The 24463-nt window shown below is 73.9% G+C and carries 22 protein-coding genes; 14 read left to right on the top strand and 8 right to left on the bottom strand.

Annotated elements, in window-relative coordinates:
• Positions 1-2: 2 nt before the first annotated feature.
• The 4 genes from nuoL to ACTMTB_RS05965 all read left to right on the top strand — a co-directional run bounded on the left by nuoL (position 3) and on the right by ACTMTB_RS05965 (position 6285).
• A complete protein-coding gene (gene nuoL / locus ACTMTB_RS05980; RefSeq protein WP_441143062.1) occupies positions 3-1961 on the top strand; it encodes an NADH-quinone oxidoreductase subunit L in 1959 nt (652 codons plus the stop codon).
• A gap of 64 nt (positions 1962-2025) precedes the next feature.
• Complete coding sequence (locus ACTMTB_RS05975; RefSeq protein WP_441143060.1) at positions 2026-3558, top strand: NADH-quinone oxidoreductase subunit M; 1533 nt, start codon at positions 2026-2028, stop codon at positions 3556-3558.
• Entirely contained in the window at positions 3555-5108 is a 1554-nt protein-coding gene (gene nuoN / locus ACTMTB_RS05970; protein WP_441143058.1) for an NADH-quinone oxidoreductase subunit NuoN, read from the top strand. The genes ACTMTB_RS05975 and nuoN overlap by 4 nt, the downstream gene beginning before the upstream one ends.
• Before the next feature lie 91 nt (positions 5109-5199).
• Complete coding sequence (locus ACTMTB_RS05965) at positions 5200-6285, top strand: polyprenyl synthetase family protein (RefSeq protein ID WP_441143056.1); 1086 nt, start codon at positions 5200-5202, stop codon at positions 6283-6285.
• A 61-nt stretch (positions 6286-6346) separates the two neighbouring features.
• On the opposite strand, the gene ACTMTB_RS05960 is transcribed toward ACTMTB_RS05965, so the two are convergent.
• The gene (locus ACTMTB_RS05960; protein ID WP_441143054.1) at positions 6347-7531 is read right to left on the bottom strand and encodes an MFS transporter; all 1185 of its coding nucleotides are present in this window, start codon (positions 7529-7531) and stop codon (positions 6347-6349) included.
• 156 nt (positions 7532-7687) lie between these two features.
• Between ACTMTB_RS05960 and ACTMTB_RS05955 the strand changes: the two genes are divergently transcribed.
• Positions 7688-8470 (top strand): IclR family transcriptional regulator, encoded by a 783-nt coding sequence (locus ACTMTB_RS05955; protein ID WP_441143052.1) that lies wholly within the window; start codon positions 7688-7690, stop codon positions 8468-8470.
• A 205-nt stretch (positions 8471-8675) separates the two neighbouring features.
• On the opposite strand, the gene ACTMTB_RS05950 is transcribed toward ACTMTB_RS05955, so the two are convergent.
• Positions 8676-10796 carry a PhoX family protein gene (locus ACTMTB_RS05950; RefSeq protein WP_441143051.1) on the bottom strand — a complete coding sequence of 707 codons (2121 nt, stop codon included), beginning with the start codon at positions 10794-10796 and terminating at the stop codon, positions 8676-8678.
• A 234-nt stretch (positions 10797-11030) separates the two neighbouring features.
• Between ACTMTB_RS05950 and ACTMTB_RS05945 the strand changes: the two genes are divergently transcribed.
• A complete protein-coding gene (locus ACTMTB_RS05945; protein ID WP_088959261.1) occupies positions 11031-11525 on the top strand; it encodes a sigma-70 family RNA polymerase sigma factor in 495 nt (164 codons plus the stop codon).
• Positions 11522-12220 (top strand): anti-sigma factor family protein, encoded by a 699-nt coding sequence (locus ACTMTB_RS05940; RefSeq protein WP_441143049.1) that lies wholly within the window; start codon positions 11522-11524, stop codon positions 12218-12220. The genes ACTMTB_RS05945 and ACTMTB_RS05940 overlap by 4 nt, the downstream gene beginning before the upstream one ends.
• Before the next feature lie 7 nt (positions 12221-12227).
• On the opposite strand, the gene rarD is transcribed toward ACTMTB_RS05940, so the two are convergent.
• From rarD to eccE, 4 genes are all read right to left on the bottom strand, one after another.
• On the bottom strand, positions 12228-13151 hold the full coding sequence (rarD, locus tag ACTMTB_RS05935) for an EamA family transporter RarD (RefSeq protein ID WP_280840686.1): 924 nt from the start codon (positions 13149-13151) through the stop codon (positions 12228-12230).
• Complete coding sequence (locus ACTMTB_RS05930) at positions 13148-13633, bottom strand: GNAT family N-acetyltransferase (protein WP_441143046.1); 486 nt, start codon at positions 13631-13633, stop codon at positions 13148-13150. The genes rarD and ACTMTB_RS05930 overlap by 4 nt, the downstream gene beginning before the upstream one ends.
• Before the next feature lie 111 nt (positions 13634-13744).
• On the bottom strand, positions 13745-14131 hold the full coding sequence (locus ACTMTB_RS05925; RefSeq protein ID WP_280840688.1) for a phage holin family protein: 387 nt from the start codon (positions 14129-14131) through the stop codon (positions 13745-13747).
• 55 nt (positions 14132-14186) lie between these two features.
• Positions 14187-16004, bottom strand: a complete 1818-nt coding sequence (gene eccE, locus ACTMTB_RS05920; protein WP_441143044.1) for a type VII secretion protein EccE — start codon at positions 16002-16004, stop codon at positions 14187-14189.
• Positions 16005-16269: 265 nt separating this feature from the next.
• Between eccE and ACTMTB_RS05915 the strand changes: the two genes are divergently transcribed.
• Positions 16270-16587, top strand: a complete 318-nt coding sequence (locus ACTMTB_RS05915; protein WP_441143042.1) for a WXG100 family type VII secretion target — start codon at positions 16270-16272, stop codon at positions 16585-16587.
• 24 nt (positions 16588-16611) lie between these two features.
• Positions 16612-16905, top strand: coding sequence for a WXG100 family type VII secretion target (locus ACTMTB_RS05910; protein WP_088959255.1), 294 nt, complete (start codon positions 16612-16614; stop codon positions 16903-16905).
• Between the two features lie 67 nt (positions 16906-16972).
• Here the strand turns inward: ACTMTB_RS05910 and mycP are convergent, their stop codons facing one another.
• Complete coding sequence (gene mycP, locus ACTMTB_RS05905; RefSeq protein WP_441143039.1) at positions 16973-18196, bottom strand: type VII secretion-associated serine protease mycosin; 1224 nt, start codon at positions 18194-18196, stop codon at positions 16973-16975.
• A 140-nt stretch (positions 18197-18336) separates the two neighbouring features.
• Between mycP and ACTMTB_RS05900 the strand changes: the two genes are divergently transcribed.
• Together ACTMTB_RS05900 and ACTMTB_RS05895 are read left to right on the top strand one after the other, a co-directional pair.
• A complete protein-coding gene (locus tag ACTMTB_RS05900; protein ID WP_441143037.1) occupies positions 18337-21600 on the top strand; it encodes an SseB family protein in 3264 nt (1087 codons plus the stop codon).
• Complete coding sequence (locus ACTMTB_RS05895; protein ID WP_441143035.1) at positions 21597-21962, top strand: hypothetical protein; 366 nt, start codon at positions 21597-21599, stop codon at positions 21960-21962. The genes ACTMTB_RS05900 and ACTMTB_RS05895 overlap by 4 nt, the downstream gene beginning before the upstream one ends.
• A gap of 16 nt (positions 21963-21978) precedes the next feature.
• On the opposite strand, the gene ACTMTB_RS05890 is transcribed toward ACTMTB_RS05895, so the two are convergent.
• Complete coding sequence (locus tag ACTMTB_RS05890) at positions 21979-22911, bottom strand: alpha/beta fold hydrolase (RefSeq protein WP_358000711.1); 933 nt, start codon at positions 22909-22911, stop codon at positions 21979-21981.
• Between the two features lie 171 nt (positions 22912-23082).
• Between ACTMTB_RS05890 and ACTMTB_RS05885 the strand changes: the two genes are divergently transcribed.
• The 3 genes from ACTMTB_RS05885 to ACTMTB_RS05875 are packed head-to-tail and all read left to right on the top strand — an operon-like array spanning position 23083 to position 24456.
• Complete coding sequence (locus ACTMTB_RS05885; RefSeq protein ID WP_441143034.1) at positions 23083-23430, top strand: ArsR/SmtB family transcription factor; 348 nt, start codon at positions 23083-23085, stop codon at positions 23428-23430.
• Complete coding sequence (locus ACTMTB_RS05880) at positions 23427-23894, top strand: SRPBCC family protein (protein ID WP_441143032.1); 468 nt, start codon at positions 23427-23429, stop codon at positions 23892-23894. Before ACTMTB_RS05885 ends, ACTMTB_RS05880 begins: the two co-directional genes overlap by 4 nt.
• Positions 23881-24456: a TIGR03086 family metal-binding protein gene (locus ACTMTB_RS05875; RefSeq protein WP_441143030.1), complete on the top strand. Its 576-nt coding sequence runs from the start codon at positions 23881-23883 to the stop codon at positions 24454-24456. Before ACTMTB_RS05880 ends, ACTMTB_RS05875 begins: the two co-directional genes overlap by 14 nt.
• Positions 24457-24463: the final 7 nt, after the last annotated feature.

The raw sequence follows: 24463 nt of genomic DNA, 5'->3' as shown, positions 1-24463 counted from the left end.
CGGTGGATGAGATTCTGACGTACGCCCAGGCAGAGCCAACCGGCGCCGTCGCCTACGCTCCGGCTGGTGGCCTGCTGAGCAGCGTCTGGCTGCTGGTGGCGATTCCACTGGTCAGCGCGGCGATCCTGCTGCTGCTCGGCCGGCGGGCCGACCGCTGGGGGCACTGGCTGGGCGTGGCCGCCATCGGCGCCGCGTTCGTGCTCGGCCTCAGCTACTTCTTCCAGCTTCGCGGCCTGGACAACAAGTCCGTCGAGCTGAGCCTGTGGGACTTCATCACGGTCGGCAACCTGAAGGTGGACTTCGGTCTGCTCTTCGACCCGCTGGCCGCGGTCTTCGTCCTGCTGATCACCGGGGTGGGTTTCCTGATCCACCTCTACGCGGTCGAGTACATGGCGCACGACGAGGGCCGGCGACGGTTCTTCGGGTACTTCAACCTCTTCGTCGCCGCGATGCTGCTGCTGGTGCTCGGCAACAACTACGTGATGCTCTACTTCGGCTGGGAGGGCGTCGGTCTGGCGTCGTACCTGCTGATTTCCTTCTGGTACGGGCGGCCGAGCGCGGCCACCGCCGGCAAGAAGGCGTTCCTGATGAACCGGGTCGGCGACGCCGGCCTGGCGATCGGCATCTTCATCATGTTCGCCACCCTCGGCACCACCCAGTACGACGAGGTCTTCAACGGCGTCGGCGCGCTCCAGGCCGGCACCGTGCTGGCGCTGGGCCTGCTGCTGCTGCTCGGCGCGGCCGGCAAGTCCGGCCAGTTCCCGCTCCAGGCCTGGCTGCCGGACGCGATGGAGGGCCCGACTCCGGTGTCGGCGCTCATCCACGCCGCCACCATGGTCACCGCGGGCGTCTACCTGATCGCCCGGTCCAACCCGATCTTCACCGCGAACGCCACGCTCCAGCTCGTGGTGGTGAGCGTCGGCGCGCTGACCCTGCTGATGGGCTGCGTCATCGGCGCCGCCAAGGACGACATCAAGCGGGTGCTGGCCTGGTCGACGGTGAGCCAGATCGGCTACATGTTCCTCGGCGTCGGACTGGGCGGCGCGGCGTACGCGCTGGCCATCGTGCACCTGCTGGCGCACGGCTTCTTCAAGGCCAACATGTTCCTCGGCGCCGGTTCGGTCATGCACGGCATGAACGACCAGGTGGACATCCGTCGCTTCGGCGGCCTGTCCAAGTACATGAAGGTCACCTGGATCACCTTCATGATGGGCTGGCTCGCCATCATCGGCATGTTCCCGTTCTCCGGCTTCTTCTCCAAGGAGCCGATCATCGTGGCCGCCTTCGAGCGGGAGGGCTGGACGGCCTGGCTCTTCGGCGGCGCCGCGCTGCTCGGCGCCGGGCTGACCGCGTTCTACATGACCCGGCTGTTCGTGCTCACCTTCCACGGGCCGAAGCGGTGGACCGAGGACATCGAGCACCCGCACGAGTCGCCGAAGCTGATGACGATCCCGCTGATCCTGCTGGCGATCGGCTCGGTCGGCGCCGGCTTCCTGCTGGCCACCTCCGTACCGGACTGGCTGGAGGCCACCGCCGGTCTCGGCGGCCAGGAGGAGGGCCACCACGCGGTGCTGTCGCACGGCGTGATCACCGCGCTGTCGCTGCTGGTCACCGTGCTCGGCGCCGGCCTGGCCTGGATGCTGTTCCGCAACGGCACGGCCACCGCGCCGCAGCCGGCCGGCGTGCTGGTCACCGCGGCCCGGCGCAACCTCTACACCGACGCCTTCAACGAGGCGGTCTTCGAGAAGCCGGGCATCTTCCTCACCCGGGCGCTGGTCTTCCTCGACAACCGGGGCGTCGACGGGCTGGTCAACGGCCTCGCCGCGGCGGTCGGCGGTGGCTCGGGCCGGCTCCGGCGGCTGCAGACCGGCTTCGTCCGGTCGTACGCCACGTCCATCCTCACCGGCGCGCTGCTCGTGATGGCGGCGTTCCTGGCCGTGCAGGCGGGGTGGCTGTCGTGATCGACCTCTTCCCGGCCGCCCCCGCCGGCGGACCACGCAGTGACGACGGAGGTAAGGCCGAATAATGTCCAACTTCCCGTTCCTCTCGGTGCTGACCGTGGCACCGCTGGTCGGCGCCCTGGTGGTGGCCTTCCTGCCGCGTCGCCGGCCGGAGCTGGCCAAGCAGGTGGCGTTCGGCTGGTCGCTGCTGGTGCTGGTGCTCTCCGTGGTCATGTGGGTCTCCTTCCAGGCCAACGGCGATCGGCTCCAGTTCCGTGAGTCGTACGCCTGGATCCCGACCTGGGGCGTCAACTTCACCTTCGCCGCCGACGGCATCGCGCTGGTCATGCTGATGCTGATCGCGGTGCTGGTGCCGCTGGTGATCCTGGCCTCCTGGCACGACGCCGAGTCGTCGAAGCGGTCGGTGCCGGTCTACTTCGCCCTGCTGCTGGTCCTCGAGTGCACGATGATCGGCGTCTTCGCCGCCGCCGACGTCTTCCTGTTCTACGTGTTCTTCGAGGTCATGCTGGTGCCGATGTACTTCCTGATCGGCAGCTACGGCGGCCACCAGCGGCAGTACGCGGCGGTGAAGTTCTTCCTCTACTCGCTCGTCGGCGGGCTGTTCATGCTCGCCGCGGTGATCGGCCTCTGGGTGGTCGGCGGGAAGACCTTCGACTGGCAGGCGCTGACTCAGGTGGACATCTCCACCGGCACCGAGCGCTGGCTCTTCCTCGGCTTCTTCCTCGCCTTCGCGATCAAGGCGCCGTTCTTCCCGTTCCACACCTGGCTGCCGGACGCCGGTGGCGCCGCCCCGGCCGGGGCCGCCGCCCTGCTGGTCGGCGTGCTCGACAAGGTCGGCACCTTCGGCATCCTGCGCTACTGCCTGCCGCTGTTCCCCGAGGCGTCGAAGTGGTTCGCCCCGTGGGCGCTGGCGCTGGGCCTGATCGGCATCATCTACGCGGCGCTGCTCGCGGTCGGCCAGTCCGACCTGAAGCGGCTGGTGTCGTACACGTCGATCGCGCACTTCGGCTTCATCGGCGTCGGCATCTTCGCCTTCACCACCCAGGCCGGCACCGGCGCGGTGCTCTACATGCTCAACCACGGCCTCGCCACCGGCCTGCTCTTCCTGGTGGTGGGCATGCTGATCGCCCGCCGCGGCTCGGCCCTGATCAAGGACTTCGGCGGGGCGGGCAAGCTGGTGCCGCTGCTGGCCGGGGTGCTCTTCTTCGCCGGTCTGGCCTCCCTGGCCCTGCCCGGCACCGCGCCGTTCGTCTCCGAGTTCCTGGTGCTGATCGGCACCTTCACGGTGAACAAGCCGGTCGCGGTGATCGCCACGCTCGGCATCATCCTGGCCGCCGCGTACGTGCTCTGGATGGTGCAGCGCACCACGCAGGGCACGCTCAACCCGGAGCTGACCGAGGTCGAGGCCATGCGCCGTGACCTCAGCCTGCGCGAGAAGGTCGTGGTCGCACCGCTGATCGCCCTGATCGTGCTGCTCGGCTTCTACCCCAAGCCGGTCACCGACGTCATCAACCCCGCCGTCCAGGCGACCATGAACGACGTCGGCCGGACCGATCCCGCCCCGACGGTCGGCAGCGTCCAGGAGGCCGCAAAATGACCGAGCTGAAGTTGCCGTCGATCGACTACGCGGCCCTCGCTCCGATCCTGATCATGCTGGGCGTCGCCCTGCTCGGCGTGCTGGTGGAGGCCTTCGTGCCGCGCCGCCGGCGGCACGTCGTGCAGCTCTCGCTCGCTCTGCTGGCGGTGCTCGCCGCGCTGGTGATGACGGTGCTCAACGCCGACGACCGGCTGCTCACCGCCGGTGGGGCGATCGCGGTGGACGGCCCCACGCTCTTCCTCCAGGGCACCATCCTGGTGCTCGCCGCGATGGCGCTGCTGCTGATCGGTGACCGCACGGTGGAGCGGGGCGGGGCGTTCGTCGCCCAGGCTGCCATCACCGCCGAGTCGGCCGACGACCGGCGGCAGGCCGAGGGGAGCAACGGCGCCACCGAGGTCTACCCGCTGACCACCTTCGCGATCGGCGGCATGCTGATCTTCGTGGCGGCGAACGACCTGCTGACCATGTTCATCGCGCTGGAGGTCTTCTCGCTCCCGCTCTACCTGCTCTGCGCGCTGGCCCGTCGTCGGCGGCTGCTGAGCCAGGAGGCGGCGATGAAGTACTTCCTGCTCGGGGCGTACGCGTCGGCGTTCTTCCTGTTCGGCGTGGCGCTGATCTACGGCTTCACCGCCGGCATCCCGGGCCGGTCGGCCGGCGTCGACTTCGCCACCGTGCACGCCGCGGTGAAGGAGTCGCCCGCCAGCGAGGTGCTGCTCTTCGCCGGGATGGCGCTGCTCGCCATCGGCCTGCTCTTCAAGGCCGCCGCCGCGCCGTTCCACGTCTGGACCCCGGACGTCTATCAGGGCGCCCCGACGCCGGTCACCGGCTTCATGGCGGCCTGTACCAAGGTGGCCGCCTTCGGCGCCCTGTTGCGGGTGTTCCACGTGGCGTTCGCCGACGCGGCCTGGGACTTCACCCCGGTCCTCGGGGTGGTCGCGGTGCTCACCATGCTGGTCGGCGCGGTGCTGGCGGTCACCCAGACCGACATCAAGCGGCTGCTGGCGTACTCCTCGATCGCCAATGCCGGTTACCTGCTGGTCGGTGTGCTCGCGCCGACCGGCGAGGGCGTCTCCGGCACGATGTTCTACCTGGCCGCGTACGGCTTCTCGGTGCTCGCCGCGTTCGCCGTGGTGACCCTGGTCCGGGACGCGGACGGCGAGGCCACCCACCTGTCCCGCTGGGCCGGGCTGGGCCGCCGGTCGCCGTTCTACGCCGGGATCTTCACCTTCATCCTGCTGGCCTTCGCCGGTATCCCGCTGACCAGCGGCTTCACCAGCAAGTTCGCGGTCTTCGGCCCGGCGCTGGAGAGCGGCCACGCCTGGCTGGTGGTGGCCGGCGTGCTGACCAGCATGGTGCTGGCCTTCCCGTACCTGCGGGTCGTGGTGATGATGTGGCTCTCCGAGCCGGGCGAGAGCACCCCGACCGTCACCGTGCCGGGCGGGCTGACCGCGACCGCGCTGATGATCGGCGTGGTGGCCACCCTGGTCCTGGGCGTGGCCCCGGCTCCGCTGCTCGACCTGGCCACGGACGCCGCAGCGTTCGTACGGTGAGACGTCTGCCCGAGGACGCGGGGCCGGTGCGCGATGGCGCGCCGGCCCCGCGCCTGTATCCCCGCTCCGGAGCAGGTCGAACGGGTGTGGCATGGTTGAAGGCGTGGTGATTCCGGCTGGCGAGCGTTCAGGCGTCGTCGGCTCCGGCGGTCGTCGGAGCCGGGCGGGCACGAGTCAGGTCGGCGCGCTCGGGGTGCATCTCACCGATCCGCGCGTCGAGGCCTCCGTGCTGGGCGTGCTCGACGGCGTCGAGGCCGAGCTGCGGGCCAGTGTGGCCAGCGCCGACCCGTTCGTCACCGAGGCCGCCCGGCACCTGGTGGAGGCCGGCGGCAAGCGGTTCCGGCCGCTGCTGGTGGCGCTGGGGGCGCAGTTCGGTGACCCGGCGGACGCGCAGGTCGTCCCGGCCGCCGTGGTGATGGAGCTCACCCACCTGGCGACGCTGTACCACGACGACGTGATGGACGAGGCCGCCGTGCGGCGGGGCGCCCCGAGCGCCAACTCCCGCTGGACCAACTCGGTGGCGATCCTGGTCGGCGACTACCTCTTCGCCCGCGCCGCGGATCTCGCTGCCGACCTGGGCACCGAGGCCGTCCGCCTCCAGGCGCGCACCTTCGCCCGCCTGGTGCACGGCCAGATCGCCGAGACCGTCGGCCCCCGGGCCGGCGAGGACCCGGTGGCGCACTACCTGCACGTGATCGCCGAGAAGACCGGCTCGCTGATCGCCACCTCGGCCCGCTTCGGCGGCATGTTCGGCGGGGCGTCGGCGGAGCACACCGAGGCCCTCGCGGGCTACGGCGAGACCATCGGGGTCGCCTTCCAGCTCTCCGACGACCTGCTCGACATCGCCAGCGAGTCGGTGCAGTCGGGCAAGACGCCCGGCACCGACCTGCGCGAGGGCGTGCCGACGCTGCCGGTGCTCTACGCCCGGGCGGCCGACGACTCCGACGCCGCCTCGGTGCGGCTGCGGGAGATCCTGGCCACCGGCCCGCTGGTCGACGACGCGCTGCACGCCGAGGCGCTCGGCCTGCTCCGTGAGTCCCCGGCGCTCAAGCGGGCCCGGGAGACCGTCCGCAGCTACGCCGAGGACGCCCGCGCCCAGCTCGCCCCGCTCCCGCAGGGCCCCGCCCGTGGCGCCCTCGAATCCCTCTGCGACTACATCGCCGACCGCACCAGCTGACCGCTCCCGCCCGGGAGCCGCTCCACCGGTCGATCACGAGGTGGACCGCACCGGTCGCAGGTCAGGGGGTGCGGGTCAGCATGCGGCTGCCGAGCAGCATGAACGCGGCGGCGGCCAGCATCGCGACGGCCGCGGTGAGCCACATCGCCGGATAGCCGGCCGCGCTGGCGGTGGCGCCCAGGGCGAGCGGGCCGAGACAGCCGCCGGCGTACACCCCGGTCTGGGTGATCGAGGTGGCGGCGGCCGGGGCCTGCGGGTGCAGCCTGACTACCGCGAAGTTCATCAGCCCTGGCCACGCCCAGCCGAGGCCGAAGCCGAGCACCACGCCGACCACCAGCGGCACCGCGCCGGCCAGGGCGAGCAGCCCCAGCCCGGCCGCGCCCACCACCAGCATCCCGGCGATCACCGCCACGTGCCCCTCGGCCCGCCGGTCGGCGAGCCAGCCGGCCCCGATCCGGGCGGTGACGCAGACCGCGCTGCCCAGCGTGAGGGTCAGCCCGGCCAGCCCCGGCGCGAGGCCGCGCGCCACCGACGAGTCCACCACGAAGGTGCCCAGCGCGTTGGCGGCCGCCGCGGCGAGGGTCGCCGCCACACCGACCACCACCAGGGCCGCGGTGGCCCGCCCGCCGCGCGCCCCGGCGGCCTTCCCGGCCGGTCCGGGCTGCCCCGGGGGTACGGCGGGCAGGGCGGCCAGGGCGGCCCCGGCGGCAGCCACGAACGCCCAGCGCCAGCCGGCGGTGAGGGCGATGGTGGGCACCGCCGCGCCGGCCAGCAGGGTGGAGACCGGAATTGCCGCCTGCTTCACCCCGAAGGACAGGCCCTGCCGCCGGGCCGGCACGTGCCGGGCCAGCGCCGCGTTGCTGGCGAGCTGCCCGAGCGCGTTCGCCGCGGCGCTCAGCCCGAGCAGGGCCACCAACACCGGGTACGACCGGGCCAGCACCGCGATGGCGAACAGGCAGCCGGCGGCCAACAGGATGCCGGCCCGGGCCACCACCGCCGGGCCGTACCGCTCGACCAGCCGGCCGGACGGCACCGAGGCCAGCGCGCTGATGCCGAAGTAGACCGAGACGGCCAGACCCAGACCGGCGGGGGAGAAGCCGAGATCGTCACCCATCTGCACGGCCAGGCCGCCGACGAGGAACACCGGCAGGACCGAGGCGACGGTGGTGGCGATGGCCCCGGCGCCGGCCCGCAGCGGGGCTACGGCCGGCGGGCTGGGCGAGGGAGTCAGCGCGGTGTCGGTCATCGTCTGGCCAACCTACGTGAGCCCAGCTCACGGGCGCCCGGCGTGTCGCAGCGATACACGCCACGTGCGGTCTGATCTGGAATCCTCGACCCGAACGGGCGTTCCGTCCCCGGGCGGTTTTTCATATGGTGTAAGTCCCCGGCTGCGGAGGTGGTTGTGCGCGACCCCCTGGCGGAGCCTTCGGATCTCATCCGGAGCGTCTCCCGCGCGCTACGCGTGCTCGAGTCGGTCGGTCGCGCCCCCAAGGGGCTGACCGTCAAACAGATCGCCCGGCGGTGCGAGCTGACCGTCGCGACGACGTACCACCTGGTCCGCACCCTCGCCTACGAGGGCTACGTGATCCGGCGGGAGGACGGCACCTACATCGTGGGGCTGGAGGTCGCCGACCGGTACCGGGAGCTGGTGACCGCCTTCCGGGGGCCGCCGGCGGTCGGGGAGACGCTGCGTCGGGCCGCCGCCGACACCGGCTGGAGCCACTACCTGGGCCGCTTCGTGGGCGGGCAGGTGGCGGTCACGGCGGTCGCCGAGGGGCCGCGCTCGCCGCACCTGGAGGACCTGGTCCCCGGCTTCGACGAGGGGGCGCACGCCACCGCGCTCGGCAAGTGCCTGCTGGCCACCCTCACCGCCGAGCAGCGCTTCCGCTACCTGCGCGAGTACGGCATGCGCCCGTTCACCACGGCCACCCTGACCACCGTCGAGGCGTTCGAGGCGGACCTGGCCGCCGGGGACCGGCGCGGCATGCAGCTGGAGCTGGGGCAGTTCCGGCAGGGGGTGGCCTGCGCGGCGGTGCTGGTCACCCCGGACAAGGACATGGAACGCCGGGTCGCGCTGGCCTGCGCCCTGCCGGCCAGCGAGATGATGACCTCGGCCCGGGTGGTCCGGGCCAAGCTGCTCACCGTCGCCCGCGCCGTCGCCGACGGCATCGCCGCCGACGCCTGACCCCGGCCCGCCCTGCGCGTGCGCGGCCGGCCCGGCGTTGATCGACTCCGTTTCGCCGAACTGGCGGCATCCCACCGCAGCCGATGCGCCATGTCGCCGAAACGGAGTCGATCGACCCCTGACCTGGACGTCGGAAGGGCCCCGTCCCTGGCGGGGAGCGGGGCCCTTCGACCGGTGGCCCGGCGCCGGGCCACCGAGGGGAACGTCAGCTGCCGATCGGGCCGCCGTCCAGCCGCCAGGTGACGACCACGCCCGGCTTGGCGTAGTCGCCGTCCGGCCAGGTGGACGCCGGCTTCTCCACGGAGGCGCCGGTGATCTCACCGGGGTGCTGCACGGCCACGAAGACCGAGCGGTTGTCGCCGGTGATGAACGGCCCGCAGGTCTCCGCGCCGACCGGCACGGTGAGGAACTGCTTGAGGTGCCCCCGCTCCGGACCCTCGACCGCGGTGGCGAAGAGACCGTCGTTGCTGCCCAGCGCGTTGCCGTCGGTGGAGATCCAGAGGTTGCCGGCGGCGTCGAAGGCGACGTTGTCCGGGCAGGAGATCGGCGAGACCTTGGTCTTGTCGTACCCGGCGAAGTAGGTCGACGGGTCGGTCGGGTCGCCGGCGACGATCGGCAGCGACCAGGCGAAGCTCTCCGCCGTGTTGTCGCCCCGGTCCTCGACCAGCTCCAGGATCTGGCCGTGCTTGTTGAGGTTGCGCGGGTTGGCCTCGTCGGCCGGCGCCTTGCCCGGCTTGCCCCGGTCGGTGTTGTTGGTCAGCGCCACGTACACCTTGCCGGTGAGCAGGCTCGGCTCGACGTCCTCCGGCCGGTCCATCTTGGTCGCGCCGACCTTGTCCCCGGCGAGCCGGGTGAAGGTCAGCACGTCCGCGGCGGTCATCCCGTCGACGTACGAGCGGTTGCCGCTGACCAGCTTGATCCACCGGCCCCGGCCGTTGAACGCGCCGTCGGCCGGGAGCTTGCCCGAGCCGTCGATCTCGGCGGCGCTGGTCTGCTCGAACTGCGCCACGTAGAGCGTGCCGGACTCCAGCAGGGTCAGGTTGTGCTTGCGGGCCACCCACGAGTCGCCCGGCAGGAACTTCTTGTCGGAGACGAACTTGTAGAGGTAGTCGAAGCGCTCGTCGTCGCCCATGTACGCGACCACGTGCCCGCTCTTCGCCACGATGACGTTGGCGCCCTCGTGCTTGAACCGGCCCAGCGCGGTGTGCTTGCGCGGGCGGCTCTCCGGATCGAACGGGTCGATCTCCACGATCCACCCGAAGCGGTGCGCCTCGTTCGGGTGCTTCGCCAGGTCGAAGCGCTCATCGGCCCGCTCCCACTTCCGGCTGCCGCTGGGGTAGCGGGCGGTGGTGGTGATGCCGTAGCGGGCCAGCTTCGGCTTCAGCTCCTCCGGGGTGGCGTCCGCCCCGACGAAGTACTGGTTGAAGTTCTCCTCGCCGGAGAGCACCGTGCCCCACGGGGTGACCCCGCCGGCACAGTTGTTCAGGGTGCCGACGACCGTACGACCCTTCGGGTCGGCGGCGGTGCGCAGCCAGGCCGAGCCGGCGGCCGGGCCGGTCAGCTCGAACTTCGTGCCCAGCGCGGTGACCCGCCGGTTGTACGGCCGGCGGCCGCCCGCGACCGGACGCCACTGCCCGGTGCCGTCGACCCGCTCCAACTCCACCACCGACATGCCGTGCGCGGCCATCGCGGTGCGCAGTTGCTCCACGGTCAGCGCGTCCAGGCCGGTGAAGCCGGGGAACATCAGGTCCTCGTTGGTGTACTCGTGGTTGACCACGAGCAGCGCCCGCCGGCCCCGCCGGTCCAGCGGCAGCACGCCGACGAAATCGTTGTTGTAGCCGAACTGCTTCGACTGCGCGGCGGCGTTCTGCCCGTGCAGGTCGAACTCGGGGGCGCCGGGGACCACCGGGTCGCCCCAGCGGATGACCACCGCGTGGTCGTACCCGTTGGGCACGACCAGGGTGTCGAGCTGGTTCGGCGGGATCGGCTTGAAGGTCAGCGCGCCGGTGGACGGCTGCGGGCGGCCGAAGTCGGTCGCCTCGGGCACGACCGGCGTGCCGGGGGCGGCGGCGGCCGGGGCGGCCCCGGCGAGCGCGCCGGCGGCCGCGCCGCCGAAGCCGAGCACCAGCGCGCCGACCGCGCCGGCCCGGACCACGCCGCGCCGGGACACCTCGGCCTCCACCAGGTCCCCGAAGTACGCGTTGTCGGAAGAATTGGGCACCGGGTGGTCGCAGGCGTTGCCGCACCGGTACAGACAGGTCATCGCATCGCGGCTGCCGTGGCGGGTGGCGCCCAGCAAGGGGAGCAGCCGGGGACGGTCGCTCATTTCAGGAGCCTCCTGGAAGCAAGATCGGTGGCACGCCGGATCACCCGATCGACGTGCGTACCGGCCGGAGGCTGCCAGGGCGCGGTGAGCGGTCGCCGGACTCGGCGTTAACCGGATGTGAACAGCGGTCGCAGGTGAACCGATCGGCGTGACGGCGCGTATCCACGGGCGAACGCATTCGCCGCACTCGCCGCGGAGAGCGAGGGGATCACCATCAGCGACCACGACGCCCAACTGCTGCGCGCGCTGCACGACGAGCACGCGGAGGCGCTGTACGCGCACGCGCTCCGACTGGTCAACGGCGACCGTACCCGGGCCGAGGACCTGGTGCAGGAGACCCTGCTGCGGGCCTGGCGCCACCCCGAGTCGCTCGACCCGCGGCGCGGCTCCGTCCGTGCCTGGCTCTTCACCACGGCGCGGAACCTGGCGATCGACGCCTGGCGGCGCCGGTCCACCCGGGTCGGTGAGGTGTTCACCGACGACCTGCCCGAGCCGCCGGAGGCGGTCGACGAAGCGGAGCGCGCGGTGGAGGCGTGGACCGTCGCCGAGGCCCTGAACCGGCTCAGCCCCACCCACCGGGAGGTGCTGGTCGAGTGCTTCTACCAGGGCCGTTCGGTGGCCGAGGCCGCCGCCCGGCTGGGGGTGCCACCGGGGACGGTCAAGTCCCGCACGCACTACGCGCTGCGCTCACTACGGTTGGTCCTGGCCGAGATGGGGGTGACCGGATGACCCGCTGCGAGTTCGCGCACGACGACGGCGCGTACGTGCTGGGCGCCCTCGCTCCCGCCGACCGCGCCGCCTACGAGCGGCACCTGGCCGGCTGCGCCGCGTGCCGGGAGGCGGTCTCCGAGATCGCCGTGCTGCCCGGGCTGCTCGGCCGGCTCGACCCGGCCGCGCTGGACGAGTTCCTGCCCCCGCCGCAGGAGCCGAACCGGGTGCCCGCGCTGCTCGCCGCCGCCCGGGACCGCCGGCGCCGGGAGCGGTCCGGCGCGCGCCGACGGTACGCGCTGACCGCCCTGGCCGCCGCCGCGCTCGCCCTGGTCGTGGGCGTCGGGGGCGCGGCCGTGCTGCGGCCTCCCACGCCGCCCGGGCCGACCGTCCAGGCGGTGCGGATGGTCGCCATGCAGCCGGTGGCGGCGAAGGCCCCGGTGCACGCCGAGATCGGGTTGACCGGCACCGACTGGGGCACCGAGGTCACCATGCGCTGCGGGTACGACGCGACCGCCGGCTACGGCAAGGCGTACACGTTCCGGCTGGTGGCGCACGGCCCGGACGGCGCCACGGAGCAGATCGGCTCCTGGCTGGCCGCGCCCGGCGACGAGGTGCGCCTCAGCGGCGCGACCCGCTTCACCGACGCGGAGCTGGTCCGGCTGGAGCTGGTCCGCGCCGACGGCACCGCCGTGCTGGGCTACGACGTGCGCTGAGTTCCGGTCACCGCGTGGCGGCGGTGGCCGGGACCGGGGTGCGGGCGGCGGCCCGGGTGCGGCGGGTGTGCCGCACCGCGTCGACGGTGAAGACGATCAGCGCCACCCAGACCAGCGCGAAGCCGGCCAGCCGGGCCGGCGGCATCGGCTCGTGGAAGATCAGCACCCCGCAGCCGAGCTGGAGGATCGGCGCGAGGTACTGCAACATCCCCAGGCCGGACAGCGGAAGCCGGTTGGCCGCGCCGGCGAAGAGCAGCAGCGGGACGGCGGTGGCCGCGCCGGCGAGCACCAGCAGCAGGGTGTGCCCGAGCGAGACGTGCCCGAAGGTCGACTCGCCGCGCCGCGCCAGCCACCCGAGGTACGCCAGGGCGGGCAGCGCCAGCACCGCGGACTCGACGAAGAGCCCTTCCGCGGCGGGCAGCCCGAGCCGCTTCTTGACCAGGCCGTACCCGGCGAAGCTGAACGCGAGCGTCAACGCCAGGTACGGCAGCCGGCCGTAGTCGACGGTGAGCACGACCACGGCCGCCGCGCCGACGCCGAGCGCCGCCCACTGCGCCGGGCGCAGCCGCTCGCGCAGCACGAAGACGCCGATCAGCACCACGACGAGCGGGTTGATGAAGTACCCCAGCGCCGTCTCCACCACCCGGTCGGAGTTGACCCCGTAGATGTAGGTGCCCCAGTTCACCGCGATCAGCGCGGCCGCGACGACGATGGCGGCCAGCGTCCGGGGGCGGCGGGCCAGCGCGCGCAGGAAGCCGATGTTGCGCATCGCGGCCAGCAGCAGCGCGACGAAGACCACCGACCAGACGATCCGGTGGGCCAGGATCTCCACCGGTCCGGCCGGGCGCAGCAGCTTCAGATAGATCGGGAAGAAGCCCCAGAGCAGGTACGCGCCGAAGCCGTACAGGTAGCCGAGCCGGACTGGATTCACCCCTCCACCGTAAGGGGCGCGGCGGGTGGGTGTTCCTTTCCGGTGACCGGCTTCACCGGACGGTGGTCCAACTCCATCCAGCGGCCCGGCTCGACCGGGGCGAAGCCGACCTTCGCGTACACCCCGTGGGCGTCGAGGGTGGCCAGCAGGATCCGGCGCACCCCCAGCCCGGCCAGGTGGTCCCGGACGGCGGTGGCCAGCCAGGTGCCCAGCCCGCGACCGCGCTCAGACGGCGCGACGTAGACGTCGCAGAGCCAGGCGAAGGTGGCCCGGTCCGTGATCACCCGGGCCACCGCCACCTGCTCGCCCCCGGCGTACATGCCGTACGGGATCGAGCCGGCGAAGGAGGCCGCCACCGTCTCCCGGCTCCGGCCGAGCGCCCAGTACGCGTCGGTGGAGAGCCAGCGGTGCACCCGGTCGAGGTCGATCCGGTCGGGATCGGTGCTGAGCAGGTAGCCGTCGTCGCGGGTCAGGGTGAACACCCCGGCCACGCTAGCCGGGACGCCCCCGGCCCGCGCGAGCCAATTCCCGGCCACTGGCCGCCGTTCCCGCCCGGGCGTCGCGCCTGCGCGTCCCGCCCGGGCGTCGCCGGGTCAGTCGCGGTCGAGGATGGCGCCGAGGATCCAGGTCACGATGCTGACGAAGAGCGCGCCGAGCACCGCCTCGGGCCAGAAGCTGTCGACGTGGAAGGGCAGCCCGGCCTCGCCGGCGATCCAGCTCGTCAGCAGGAAGAGCAGGCCGTTGACCACCAGCGCGATCAGGCCGAGGGTCAGCAGGTAGAAGCCGCAGCCGACGGACTTGATGACCGGCTGGAGCACCGCGTTGACCACGCCGAAGATCACCGCCACCAGCAGCAGCGTGGTGACCGTCTCGACGGCCGAGTCGGAGTCCAGGGTGATGCCCGGGATGAGCAGCGTCGCCAGCCAGAAGGCGGCCGCGGTGGAGCCCAGCCGGATCAGAAGGCCCTTCAGAAAACCCATGGCGGGGATCGTGCCACGCACAGCCCACTCGGGGAACCCTCCGCGTACCCCGGGTTCAGCGGCGGGCCGGCCGGCCGATCAGCTGCGATTCGATCGGGGTGGGCGAGAGCAGCGCCCAGCGCAGCGCCCGGCGGTTGACCACCGCCACCATGTCGTCCCGGATCCGGGTCAGCCACTCCGCCGACCCGCCGAGCCCGAGCGCCGCGCCGGCCAGCACCGCCTCCCGCTGGTCCAGCGGTTGCAGCACCGCCAGGTCGGCCCGGCCCAGGGTGTCCGCGTCGGCCGCGGCCAGCTCGTCCCGGACCACCAGGGTCGCCTGCCAGGCCGGCCCCGGCCCGGGGTCGTCGGCCGCCGCGCCCGCGTCGACCACCAGCAGCAGGGGGCACAGCGGCGAACCGGGCGCCCCGCCCAGCGGGCGGCCCGGCGGGAGAACCGCGATGCCGCCCCCGATGCCGCCGACGCCCCGCACGAAGGGTTCCCAGGCCCGCGGCCGGCCGGTGCGCACCGCCACCCGGGCGCCGAGCGCCATCGCCCGCAGCACCAGCAACTGCGCCGCGCGGAGCCCGCCGACGAGCACCAGCCGAGTGCCCTCGGCGCGGAACAGTCGGACGGTCACCGCTCCGCCGTGCCGGTTGGCGCCGACCATCAGCCCGGCGTCGCCGAGGGACAGCTCCAGCGGCTCCGGGTCCGGGCCGGGCGCCACCGGGCCGGCGGCCACCGCCAGCGGCAGCGTGGCGGCCAGGGCGGCGAGCTGCGCACCGTCGAGCCGGCGTACCTCGCCGCCGGCGTCGGCGACGAGCCGGTGCAGCGCCTGGCCGGCCAGGGCCAGCTCTTCGGGCGTCCGGGCGGTGAGGCGTACCGTCAGCTCGGCCGGCACCGGCGCGGCGTCGGCGGCGGTGCGCGGACCGGCGCAGAGCGACACGCTGGTCGCCGTGGCCGGCAACGCCAGCAGCCGGGGCACCAGCCGCCGACCCAGCTCGGTGCCCGGGTCGGGCCAGCGGGCCAGCCGGAAGCCGGCCTGGAGCAGGTCGGCGGAGCGCACCGCCGGCCAGGTCTCCCGGATCGGCCGGCCACCGTCGTGGTGGGCCAGTTCCCCGAGTACGCGCAGCGCCGCGTGCTCGCCGAGCGGTCGGGCGCCGACCGGTCCGAGCCGGCGGACCAGCCGGCGTACGGTGCCGGACAGGGCCCGGCGCAGCTCCTCGTCCGACCAGCCGTCCACCCGCAGCGCCCGGACGGCGAGCAGCGCCCGCTCCTGGCCGGGCAGCCGCCCCTGGGTCAGCTGCCGGTACGACGTCCCCGCCGTCCCGCCTGCCGCGCCGGGCGCCGGGGCCGGGGCGGCGTGCAGCAGGAGCTGGACCCGCAGCGGCGGATGCTCGGTCGTGGCGGGCGGCAGTAGCGCGGCCGGCCCGGGCAGCGCGCGCGGGCCGTCGCCGAGCAGGTCTCCGGGATCGCCCAGCTCGATCAGGGCGGTCAGCCCGGCGGCGTCGTCGATCACGGCGGCGGGCCCGCCGGCCAGCTCCACCGACCGCACCACGGCGCCGGGGAGCACCAGGTCCAGCAGCGCGGCCGGACCGGCGGCCGGACCGAGCAGTCGCCGGCGGGTGGCGTACCCGACGCCGGTGCCGAGCCACTCGAACAGCCACCGGCCGCGCCAGCGGACCCAGGCCGTGGCGAGCAGCAGCCCGGCGGCGAGCAGGGCGAGCGCGAGAGCCGCCACGCCCCGGCCGAGGGTCGCGACCGGCAGCGCCAGCGCGACCTGCGCGGCCGCCACCTGACCTGCGCGGACGGCGGTCGACCGGCGGACGGGGACCGCGTTCCACTGTGGCGGGAGGGGCTGGCGGTGGGCCGGCCGTGCCGTCGTGCTCGCCGTCACCGCGTCTCCTCCGCTCGACGTGTCGGACCGCCAGGCCGCCGCCGGACCACCGGTGCGCACCGTACCGCTACGGCGACGTGACCCATGGTAAGGGGAACCGTCGGTGCCGGTTGTCCACAGGGGAGGGCGAGGGGGTAGCACAACGGCGATCGGGCCGCTACCGTCAGCGACGAGTTCGGCTGACCGTCGCCGCCGTGGGCCCCGCCTCGAGGCGTCCATGGATCGTCCGGCGGCAGCCACGACGGAGAGACGAGGTGACGTCCGGGTGGCCCAGACCCAGGCAGAAGCCGCGGTGATGCAGCAGACCGCCGCGAGGTTCGAGCAGGTGGACCAGTCGCTGCAGAGCATGCTCAGCGGCCTGATGGCCGAGCTGGAGGTGTTGCAGCAGGCCTGGCGCGGCGCCGGTGGCCGCTCGTTCGAGCAGGTCAAGCAGCAGTGGTCGCAGGACCAGGCGACGTTGCAGCGCGCCCTGCGGGAGACCGCGTCGGCGATCCGCACCGCCGGCCGGCAGTACGACGTCTCCGACGACGAGGCGGCCAGCCGGGTCTCCGGCACCAACCGCGGCATCCAACTGCCGCTTTAACCACACCAGGGGGAGGAGCATCCGATGGACCACGGTGTCCTGGTCGTCAACTTCGCCGCGCTGCAACAGGCCAGCGCGGACATCCAGAAGGCGTTGAACACGCTCGACTCGCAGCTCGGCCAACTGGAGCGCGACGCCGCCCCGCTGGTGGCGAGCTGGGCCGGCGAGGCGCAGCAGGCGTACGAGCAGCGGCAGGCGCGGTGGCGGTCCGCCTCGCAGGACCTGCAGGCCATGCTGCGCGACATCAAGCTCGCGGTGGACGACTCCGCCACCGACTACCTCGACACGGAGAAGAAGAACGTCGGCCTGTTCCAGTGAGCCCGGCCGCGCGGCGGCGCCCGACGATCCCGTGGGCGCCGCCGTCGCCGTGTCGGCCACCGGCGGGTCAGGCCGGTCCGGCCGGGCGCCAGCCCCGCCCGGCGCCGCGCGGCAGCACCAGGGTCAGCAGCACCGCCGCCGCCACGGCCGCGCCGGTGACCCCGGCGACCAGCAGGGCCCGGTCCCGCGCCGCCGCGCGTCGCGCCCGCTTGGCCAGCAGCGCCGGATCGGGCCGGTCGGCCGGCAGGGCCGCCGCCCCGCGCACCCCCGCCGTCGCGGCCGCCCCGGTCTCGGTGACCGCCCGGTACGGGTTCAGCACGCCCGCGCCGTACCCGCCCCGACCGTCGCCCGGCGCCGGGTCGGTGGTGCCGACGATCCGCCGCGCCACCTCCGTCGCGCTCAGCTCGGGCCGGTACTGCCGAACCAGCGCCGCGGTGGCGGCCACGAAGGGCGTGGCGTAGCTGGTGCCCTCGGCCCGGTGGTGCCCCTGCTCCGGCGCGGCCATCAGCACGTCGCTGCCGGGCGCCACCAGGTCGACGTAGGAGCCGGTCTGGGAGAAGGCGGCGCGGGTGCCGTCCGGGGAGATGGCGCCGACCCCGAGCACCCCGTCGTACGAGGCCGGGTACGGGCGCGGGTCGCCGCTGTCGTGCAGGTTGCCGGCGGCGGCCACCACCACCACGTCCCGGCGCACCGCGTAGCTCACCGCCTCCCGGACGGCCGGGTTGTCCGCGTACAGCACGACGGAGAGGTTCAGCACGTCGGCGTCGTGGTCCACCGCCCACCGGATGGCCTGGGCGAAGTCCGCCGCGCCGACCGTGCGCCCCGACTCCCGTCCCTCGACCACCTGCTGCTCGCTCACCCGTACCGGCAGGATCCGGGCGCGGGGTGCCAGCCCGTGGAAGGCGACGCCGTCGACGGACGCGGCCGTGATGATGCTGGCCACCCCGGTGCCGTGACCGGCGCAGTCGCGGGTGCCGTCGCCGCCCGGGTCGAGGAAGTCCGCACCGTCGAGCACCCGGCCGCGCAGTTGCGGGTGCCGCCGGTCGACCCCCGAGTCGATCACCGCGACGGTCACTCCCGCGCCGGTGGCCAGCGGGACCAGCCGTTCCGGGGCGTACCGGCGCTGGGCCCACGGGGCGCCGGTTACCGAGCGGGCCGGGGCGAGCGGGGCGGAGCAGGCCGGCGCGGCGGCCCGGGCGGGGGTGGCCGACGACACGGCGAGCGCCGGCAGGCCGGTCAGCAGGACCGCCGCCAGGCCGGCGAAGGTCGGCCGCGCGCTGGGCCGGTGCATCGACCGCCTCCGTATCGTGTCGACTCCGGAACGCGATGTTATCGCCTCGCGACCCCACGCGGTCAGCCCATTGTGATCTTGTTCGTACCTTGTAGGTTGTACGCGATGCCTATGGCCTGTTGGCGGGAGGAGAGGTGGCCGTGACCGACTGGGAGCCGGCTACCGAGGCCGAGACGGCGATGCGCGACGCGCTGCACGCCAACAACCAGGAACTTTACTTCCGCATCCTGGCCGGCACCGAGCTGCTCCTGCCGGTCTCCGCACAGGCCCTCGCCGGCGAGGCACCGCTGGGCTGGGGCACCTGGACCACGGGTGGCCGCACGCACGTGCTGGCCTTCACCTCCACCGCCGCGCTGCGCGCCTGCCTCGGTGCCACGGCCGGTCCCAGCCGCCGTGCCCCGTACCCCGACCTCGCCGCCACCTGGCCCAACCACGAGTGGTGGCTGGCCGTCAACCCGGGGCTGCCGATCGAGGGCTACCTGCCGGCGTGGTTCGTCTCCCAACTCTCCCGTGGCGACGTCCGCCTGCCCGGTCGCACCATGGGCGCCCGCGCCCGGCTGGAGCGCGTGGAGTCGGTGGCCCGCGGTCAGGCCGACAGCACCGGCCCCGCCCGGGCGACCGAGGCGCGGGACCCCGCCCCGGACGCCCGGTCGCAGCCGCGCCCGGTGGCGCCGCCGACCCCCACGCCCGCCATCGGCGCGGGACCGGACGCCTCGGCCGCCCGCCCCGGCGCTCCCGGGCCGGCACGGGTGCCGCACCCCGCCCGCCCCTCGGCCGCGCCGTACCGCCCGGAACCGGACCGGCCGCGCCCGTCGGGTACGGACCCGGTGGTGCCGGCAGCCGCGTCGTATCCGGAGGTGCCGGCGGCCGCGTCGTACCCGGACGTCGTGCCGGCCGCCGGGGGGACGCGGCCGGGCGGCGAGCCTCGACCACCGGCGGACCCGGCCAACGGCCGGCCGGCCGCCACGCCATCGTCCGATCCCGACCGGCCGCCCGTCGCACCCTGGATGACCTCGCCCCGGCGTCGGCTCCTCGGGGAGGGGCTGGGCGCCCGTCTCGCCGGGGACGGTGGTCCGCCCAACGGCCGCAGCTCGTTCTTCGAGCCGTCCTCCGAGCGGGGTGCCTCGCCCCGCGCGTCGCGGGACCCGCTGCGTACCGGTGAGCGGGCCGCGCCGCCGCCGCGGCCCGGGCTCGGTGGCCAGGCCTTCCCCCGGCGCCGCCCGGCGACCGCGCGGCCGGGGGAGGAACCGACCAGGGCGTTCCAGTTCGACCGGCCCGACGGACAGGCGCCGCCCCCCGCGCCGGCGGACCGACGGCCGGACCCGCTGGCGGAGGAGTCCACCCGGGCGTTCCGGGTGCCGGCGCCGGACGCCGAGGCGACCCAGGCGCTGCCGCGACGGCACCCCACGCCCACGGCGCCGCCCGCCGAGGAGCAGATTCAGCGCCTTCCCGACCCGTCCGCGCGGCTCACGCCCTCGCCGGTCGAGGAGCTGCCGGTGTCGATCGCCGAGCCGGTCTCCGGGCCGCCGGCACCGCGTCGCGGCTTCTCGCCGATCGTCATCGAGGGCACCGTCATCGAGTCCCGGGACCTGCCCGTCACCCCGGCGCCGGACCGGATCCCGCCGGCCACCGCCGGCCTGGACAACAGCGCCAGCATGAACGGCTCCGCCGGCGGCGGGCAGTTCGCCGCCTCCGGCCCGGCGGGAACAACCTTCCCCCGCCCGGCCTTCGGCTCGCCGTCCGCCGACGACCCCACCGAGCCGATCTCCCCCGCCCCCGGGCAGCGCACCGAACCGGTCTTCCCGGCCGCCGAGCAGCGCACCTCGTCGCTCTTCGCGGCTCCCGAGCAGCGGACGGAACCGGTCTTCCCGGCTGCCGGGCAGCGCACCGGGTCGGTCTTCCCAGCTCCTGAGCAGCGGACAGAGCCGATCGCTCCGGTGCCGGGCGGCGGGTCCGCGGCGCAGGCCGCTCCGGACGACGAGGAACCCACCGAGCGGCTCGCCCCGGTTTCCGACGACCGCACGGAGTCGCTCTTCGCGGCCCCGACCGCGCCCGTGTCGCCGGCTTTCGGTGCCCGGCCCGAGGAGGCGCCGACTTCTGCCGCCCCCCTCTCGCCGGCTTTCGATGGCCCAGCCGAGGGTGCGCCGACCGCCACCGCATCCGTATCGCCGGCCGCCGGCGGCCGGACCGAGGCGGCAGCGCCGTCTCCCGCCGCGCCCGTCTCGCCGGCCTTCGGCGGTCAGCAGGCGGCGACCGTGCCCACCCCGCCCGTCGCCCCGGCCTTCGGCGGCGCGCCGGCGGGGACGCCGGTGGCCGAGGCCGCGCCCGCCGGGCCGACCCCGGCCGGCCCCTCCGTCGCCGAGCACACCCGGCCGGGCGAGGCGGCTCCGTCGTCCAGCGGTGCCGGCCGCGTCACTCCGGCTCAGGCGGTCGAGGCGTTCCAGCCCGCCAACGCGGTCGAGGAGGACCTGCTGGACGCGGCCGGCTCCGGCAGCACCGACACCTTCCTCTCCACGCTGCTCCTGGCCCGGGTGCTCCTGCCGGTGGCACCCGACTCGGTGCCCGGCAGCCGTCCCGGCGATCCCGGTTTCGTCTGGCGTACGGAGGAACTCGACGGCGAGACGTACGTGGTGGTGCACACCTCGCCGGAGCGGCTGGCCGACCACTGCCCGGAGCCGGTGGAGACCGTCGAGGTCCGGTTCGTGCAGCTGATCCGGCGCTGGCCGCAAGAGGTGTGGTCCTTCGCGGTCAACCCCGGCAGCCCGATCGGGGCGAAACTGCCCGGCGAGCAGATCGTCGGGCTGGCCAACTGGGCGGCCGAGGTGGGGCTCGGTGACGACACCGAGACCGAGCCGGAGGCGGTCGCGGTCGAGGAACCGGCCGAGCGGCCCCGGTACGCCCCGCAGGTCGCCGACCCGACCCGGCCGGTGACCATGCAGAAGGCGGTGGCCCCGAGCCAGCTCGCCTACTACCTGGAGCGCGGGTACGACCGGGTCTCCGGTTTCGTGCACCGGGCCAACGAGCTGGCGCACCTCAACACCCCGGCGCAGTTGCACGACGCGCTCGGTCTCGCCTACCCGGACTCGCCGTTCGCGCGTGACGCCGACCGGATCTACGTGCTGCGCTGGCCCGCGTACCGGCCGAGCCTCTACCGGATCCCGTACGGCGGGCAGAACGAGGCCGCCATGCGGGCGATGGAGGGCTGGGTCATCGAGCGCCCGCCGTTCCGGGGCAACGGCTTCGCCCCGGGCGACAGCACCGAGGTGGTGGCCGAGTTCAAGGTGGACAGCGCCCGGCTGCCGCACGGCGCGCAGCTGTGGCGGATCGGTGCGGACGGCACCGAGCGGGTGGTCGCCCTGCTCGACACCGACGCGCTGCTCTGGCGACAGGTGGGTGAGCCGTGATGCGCGACGGTTACGTGGCCCGGTGGCGCGGGCGGGAGTACCAGGCCAGCCCGGACGGCGACGACGTCCGCATCTACCAGCCCGAACCGGGGGACGGCTTCGCGGAGGTACGCCCCGGCCGGCACGTCCGGGTGGTCCCGGCCGGTGAGGTCGAGGACCTGGCGTACGTGCGCACCACCTGCACGTGGCAGGGGCAGCCGTTCGTGGTCCTCGGCGAGCACGACGGCTGGCTGCGGGTGGAGTACACCGGTGGGCGCTGGCCGGTGGCGCAGGCGATGGGCCTGGAGGTCTTCGACTTCGGCGTCTACCAGGGCTGGGCACCCGCCGGCGAGGTGGCCGACCTGCGCGAGCAGCGGGTCTGATCCGCCGCCCGCCCGGTCACGACTTCGACCAGCGGAGGATCTCGCCGAGCACCGTCTCCGGGGCCTCGACGTGCGGGAAGTGCCCCACGCCGTCGAGCAGCCGCCACTCGTATTCGGCGGTGACGTACCGGCCGGAGCCCTGGGCGGTACGCGGCAACGAGGCGGTGTCCAGCGCCCCGTGCAGTTGCAGGGTCGGGGTCACCAGCGGCTTCTGCATCAGCCGGACGAACCGGTAGCCGTGCAGCCGCAGCACCGACCGGAACGCCCAGCGGTAGCCCTCCAGCGCGCAGAACGCGGCCTGCGGGATCTGGATCGCCTCCCGGCAGCTCCGCGCGTACGCGTCGAACTCCGGCCCCCGGGTCCACTGCGGGCCGCCCCAGCGGCGCAGCATCTCCTCGACGGCGGCCCCGCCGTCCCGGGTCAGCAGGTGCTCGTACCGGGGCAGCTGGAACTTCAGGGTGGGCGTGGAGGCGGCGAACTGGCCGCGCGGGTCGGCGAAGATGGCGGCCCGCAGGCGCAGCGGGTGCGGCGCGCCGAGCACCACCAGCCGGCGGACCAGGGTGGGGTGGAACGAGGCCGCCGTCCAGCCGATCAGGCCGCCCGCGCCGGTGCCGACCACGGTCGCGGAGCGTTCGCCCAGCGCCCGGATCAGTCCAGCGACGTCGGCGGCGAGGGTGTAGCCGTCGTATCCCCGGGGTGGCTTGTCGCTGGCGCCGTAGCCGCGCAGGTCGACGGCGACCGCCCGGAAGCCGGCGTCGGCGACCGCCGGCAGCACCTGGTGCCAGGCCCACCAGTACTCGGGAAAGCCGTGCAGGAACAGCACCATCGGGCCGGCGCCGGCCTCGACGACGTGGAACCGGCTGCCGTTCGCGCCGACGAACCGGTGCGTCCACGGCCCCTCGGTGAGGACGCAGGACTCGTCGACGGGTCCGCCACGCTGCTCGGTCATGGGGCACAGCCTAGGTGTTCTGTGCTGCCGACCAGCAAAGGGCGTTCCGTGTTCGTCCCCGCCCCACCGGGTGCGGATGGCGGTCCCTGGAGTTGGTGCCGCATGTCCTTGACCTCGGCACACCAGCCGCCTACCGTGTCTTTAAACCGATCGGTTGAAACGGGGGCGCCGATGTCGCTCGACACCTTGTCCAAGGTTCTCGCGGCCCTCGCCGACCCGACGCGACGCGACATCGTGGCGAGGCTCTCGGTCGCCGACGCCACGGTGAACCAGCTCGCCGAGCCGTACCAGATGAGCGTGCAGGCGGTGTACAAGCACCTGCGGGTGCTGGAGGAGGCGGGTGTGGTGAGCCGATCACCAGGCCCCCAGCCGCGCCCGGTGCACCTGGAGATCGGAGCGCTCGACCTGATGGACGAATGGATCGAGCGGTACCGCCGCCAGGCCGAAGATCGCTACCAGCGCCTCGACCGGGTCCTGGCCGCGATGAGCGATGCCAACGAGGAGGAGAGCCAGTCATGACAACGGTGGAAGCGGATCCCACGGTTCCGATCATCCGGATCACCCGCGACTTCCAGGCCACACCCGAACGGCTGCTGCGGGCGCACACAGACCCGGAGCTCTTCGCCCAGTGGGTCGGCCCGAACACCATGCACACCCGCATCGACCATTGGGACGCGCGTACCGGCGGTAGCTTCCGGTTTGTCTCCATCCGGGACGGATCGGAGTTCGGCTTCCGTGGCTGCTTCCACGAGATACGGCCGGATCGCATCGTGCAGACGTTCACCTTCGAGGGCGACCCGGACGGGGTGGCCCTGGAGACGCTCTGGTTTGAGGATCTCGGCAACGGCCGGAGCAGGCTCCGTACCCAGTCTCTCGTGGACAGCTTCTCCAGCCGCGACGCCTGGCTGAAGAGCGGCATGGAGATCGGCGTGGAGGACGGCTACACCAAGCTCGAGAGGATGCTGGCCGATGGCGCTGTCTGACCTCGGCCCCGCGGAGCGGCACCGCCGCATCGCGGCCACCTTCACCGACCGGGTCCGCGACGCCAAGCCATGGGATGCCCCCTCGCCGGTGCCCGGCTGGACGGCCCGTGACGTGGTACGTCACCTCGTCGAATGGTTCCCACCGTTCCTCGCCGCCGGCGCCGGCGTCGAGCTGCCCAGCGGGCCGAGCGTGGACGACGACCCGGTCGCTGCCTGGCAGGCCCACTGCGACGGGGTGCAGGCACTGCTGGACGATCCGGAAACCCCGCAACGGATGCTCGTCAACCGGCACATCGGCGAGGTGCCACTGGACCAGGCGATCGACAGGTTCTACACCTGCGACGTGTTCATGCACACGTGGGACCTGGCCCGCGCCACCGGGCAGGACGATCGGCTCGACACCGACTTCTGCGCTGTCCTGCTGTCGGGGATGGAGCCACTCGAAGACGTGATCCGGTCGTCGGGCCAGTACGGCCCCGGCGTCCCCACCCCGGACGACGCCGACGCTCAAACCCGGCTCATCGGGTTCATCGGCCGCGACCCGTTCTGGACGCCCGCCTAGGGCCTGG

It is taken from the genome of Micromonospora sp. L32 (genome assembly GCF_052068055.1).
Lineage (GTDB): Bacteria > Actinomycetota > Actinomycetes > Mycobacteriales > Micromonosporaceae > Micromonospora > Micromonospora purpureochromogenes.
Note: the sequence above shows the minus strand (reverse complement) of the source record. Positions and strands in the feature narration are given on the sequence as shown.

What these genes read in the sequence shown, in the direction of transcription:
- ACTMTB_RS05885 (WP_441143034.1), top strand. Translation starts at nt 23,083, where the DNA reads ATGTCGCTCGACACCTTGTCCAAGGTTCTCGCGGCCCTCGCCGACCCG.
- ACTMTB_RS05890 (WP_358000711.1), bottom strand. Translation starts at nt 22,911, where the DNA reads ATGACCGAGCAGCGTGGCGGACCCGTCGACGAGTCCTGCGTCCTCACC.
- mycP (WP_441143039.1), bottom strand. Translation starts at nt 18,196, where the DNA reads ATGCACCGGCCCAGCGCGCGGCCGACCTTCGCCGGCCTGGCGGCGGTC.
- nuoN (WP_441143058.1), top strand. Translation starts at nt 3,555, where the DNA reads ATGACCGAGCTGAAGTTGCCGTCGATCGACTACGCGGCCCTCGCTCCG.
- ACTMTB_RS05965 (WP_441143056.1), top strand. Translation starts at nt 5,200, where the DNA reads ATGGTTGAAGGCGTGGTGATTCCGGCTGGCGAGCGTTCAGGCGTCGTC.
- ACTMTB_RS05875 (WP_441143030.1), top strand. Translation starts at nt 23,881, where the DNA reads ATGGCGCTGTCTGACCTCGGCCCCGCGGAGCGGCACCGCCGCATCGCG.
- ACTMTB_RS05960 (WP_441143054.1), bottom strand. Translation starts at nt 7,531, where the DNA reads ATGACCGACACCGCGCTGACTCCCTCGCCCAGCCCGCCGGCCGTAGCC.
- ACTMTB_RS05925 (WP_280840688.1), bottom strand. Translation starts at nt 14,131, where the DNA reads ATGGGTTTTCTGAAGGGCCTTCTGATCCGGCTGGGCTCCACCGCGGCC.
- ACTMTB_RS05880 (WP_441143032.1), top strand. Translation starts at nt 23,427, where the DNA reads ATGACAACGGTGGAAGCGGATCCCACGGTTCCGATCATCCGGATCACC.
- ACTMTB_RS05910 (WP_088959255.1), top strand. Translation starts at nt 16,612, where the DNA reads ATGGACCACGGTGTCCTGGTCGTCAACTTCGCCGCGCTGCAACAGGCC.
- ACTMTB_RS05950 (WP_441143051.1), bottom strand. Translation starts at nt 10,796, where the DNA reads ATGAGCGACCGTCCCCGGCTGCTCCCCTTGCTGGGCGCCACCCGCCAC.
- ACTMTB_RS05940 (WP_441143049.1), top strand. Translation starts at nt 11,522, where the DNA reads ATGACCCGCTGCGAGTTCGCGCACGACGACGGCGCGTACGTGCTGGGC.
- ACTMTB_RS05975 (WP_441143060.1), top strand. Translation starts at nt 2,026, where the DNA reads ATGTCCAACTTCCCGTTCCTCTCGGTGCTGACCGTGGCACCGCTGGTC.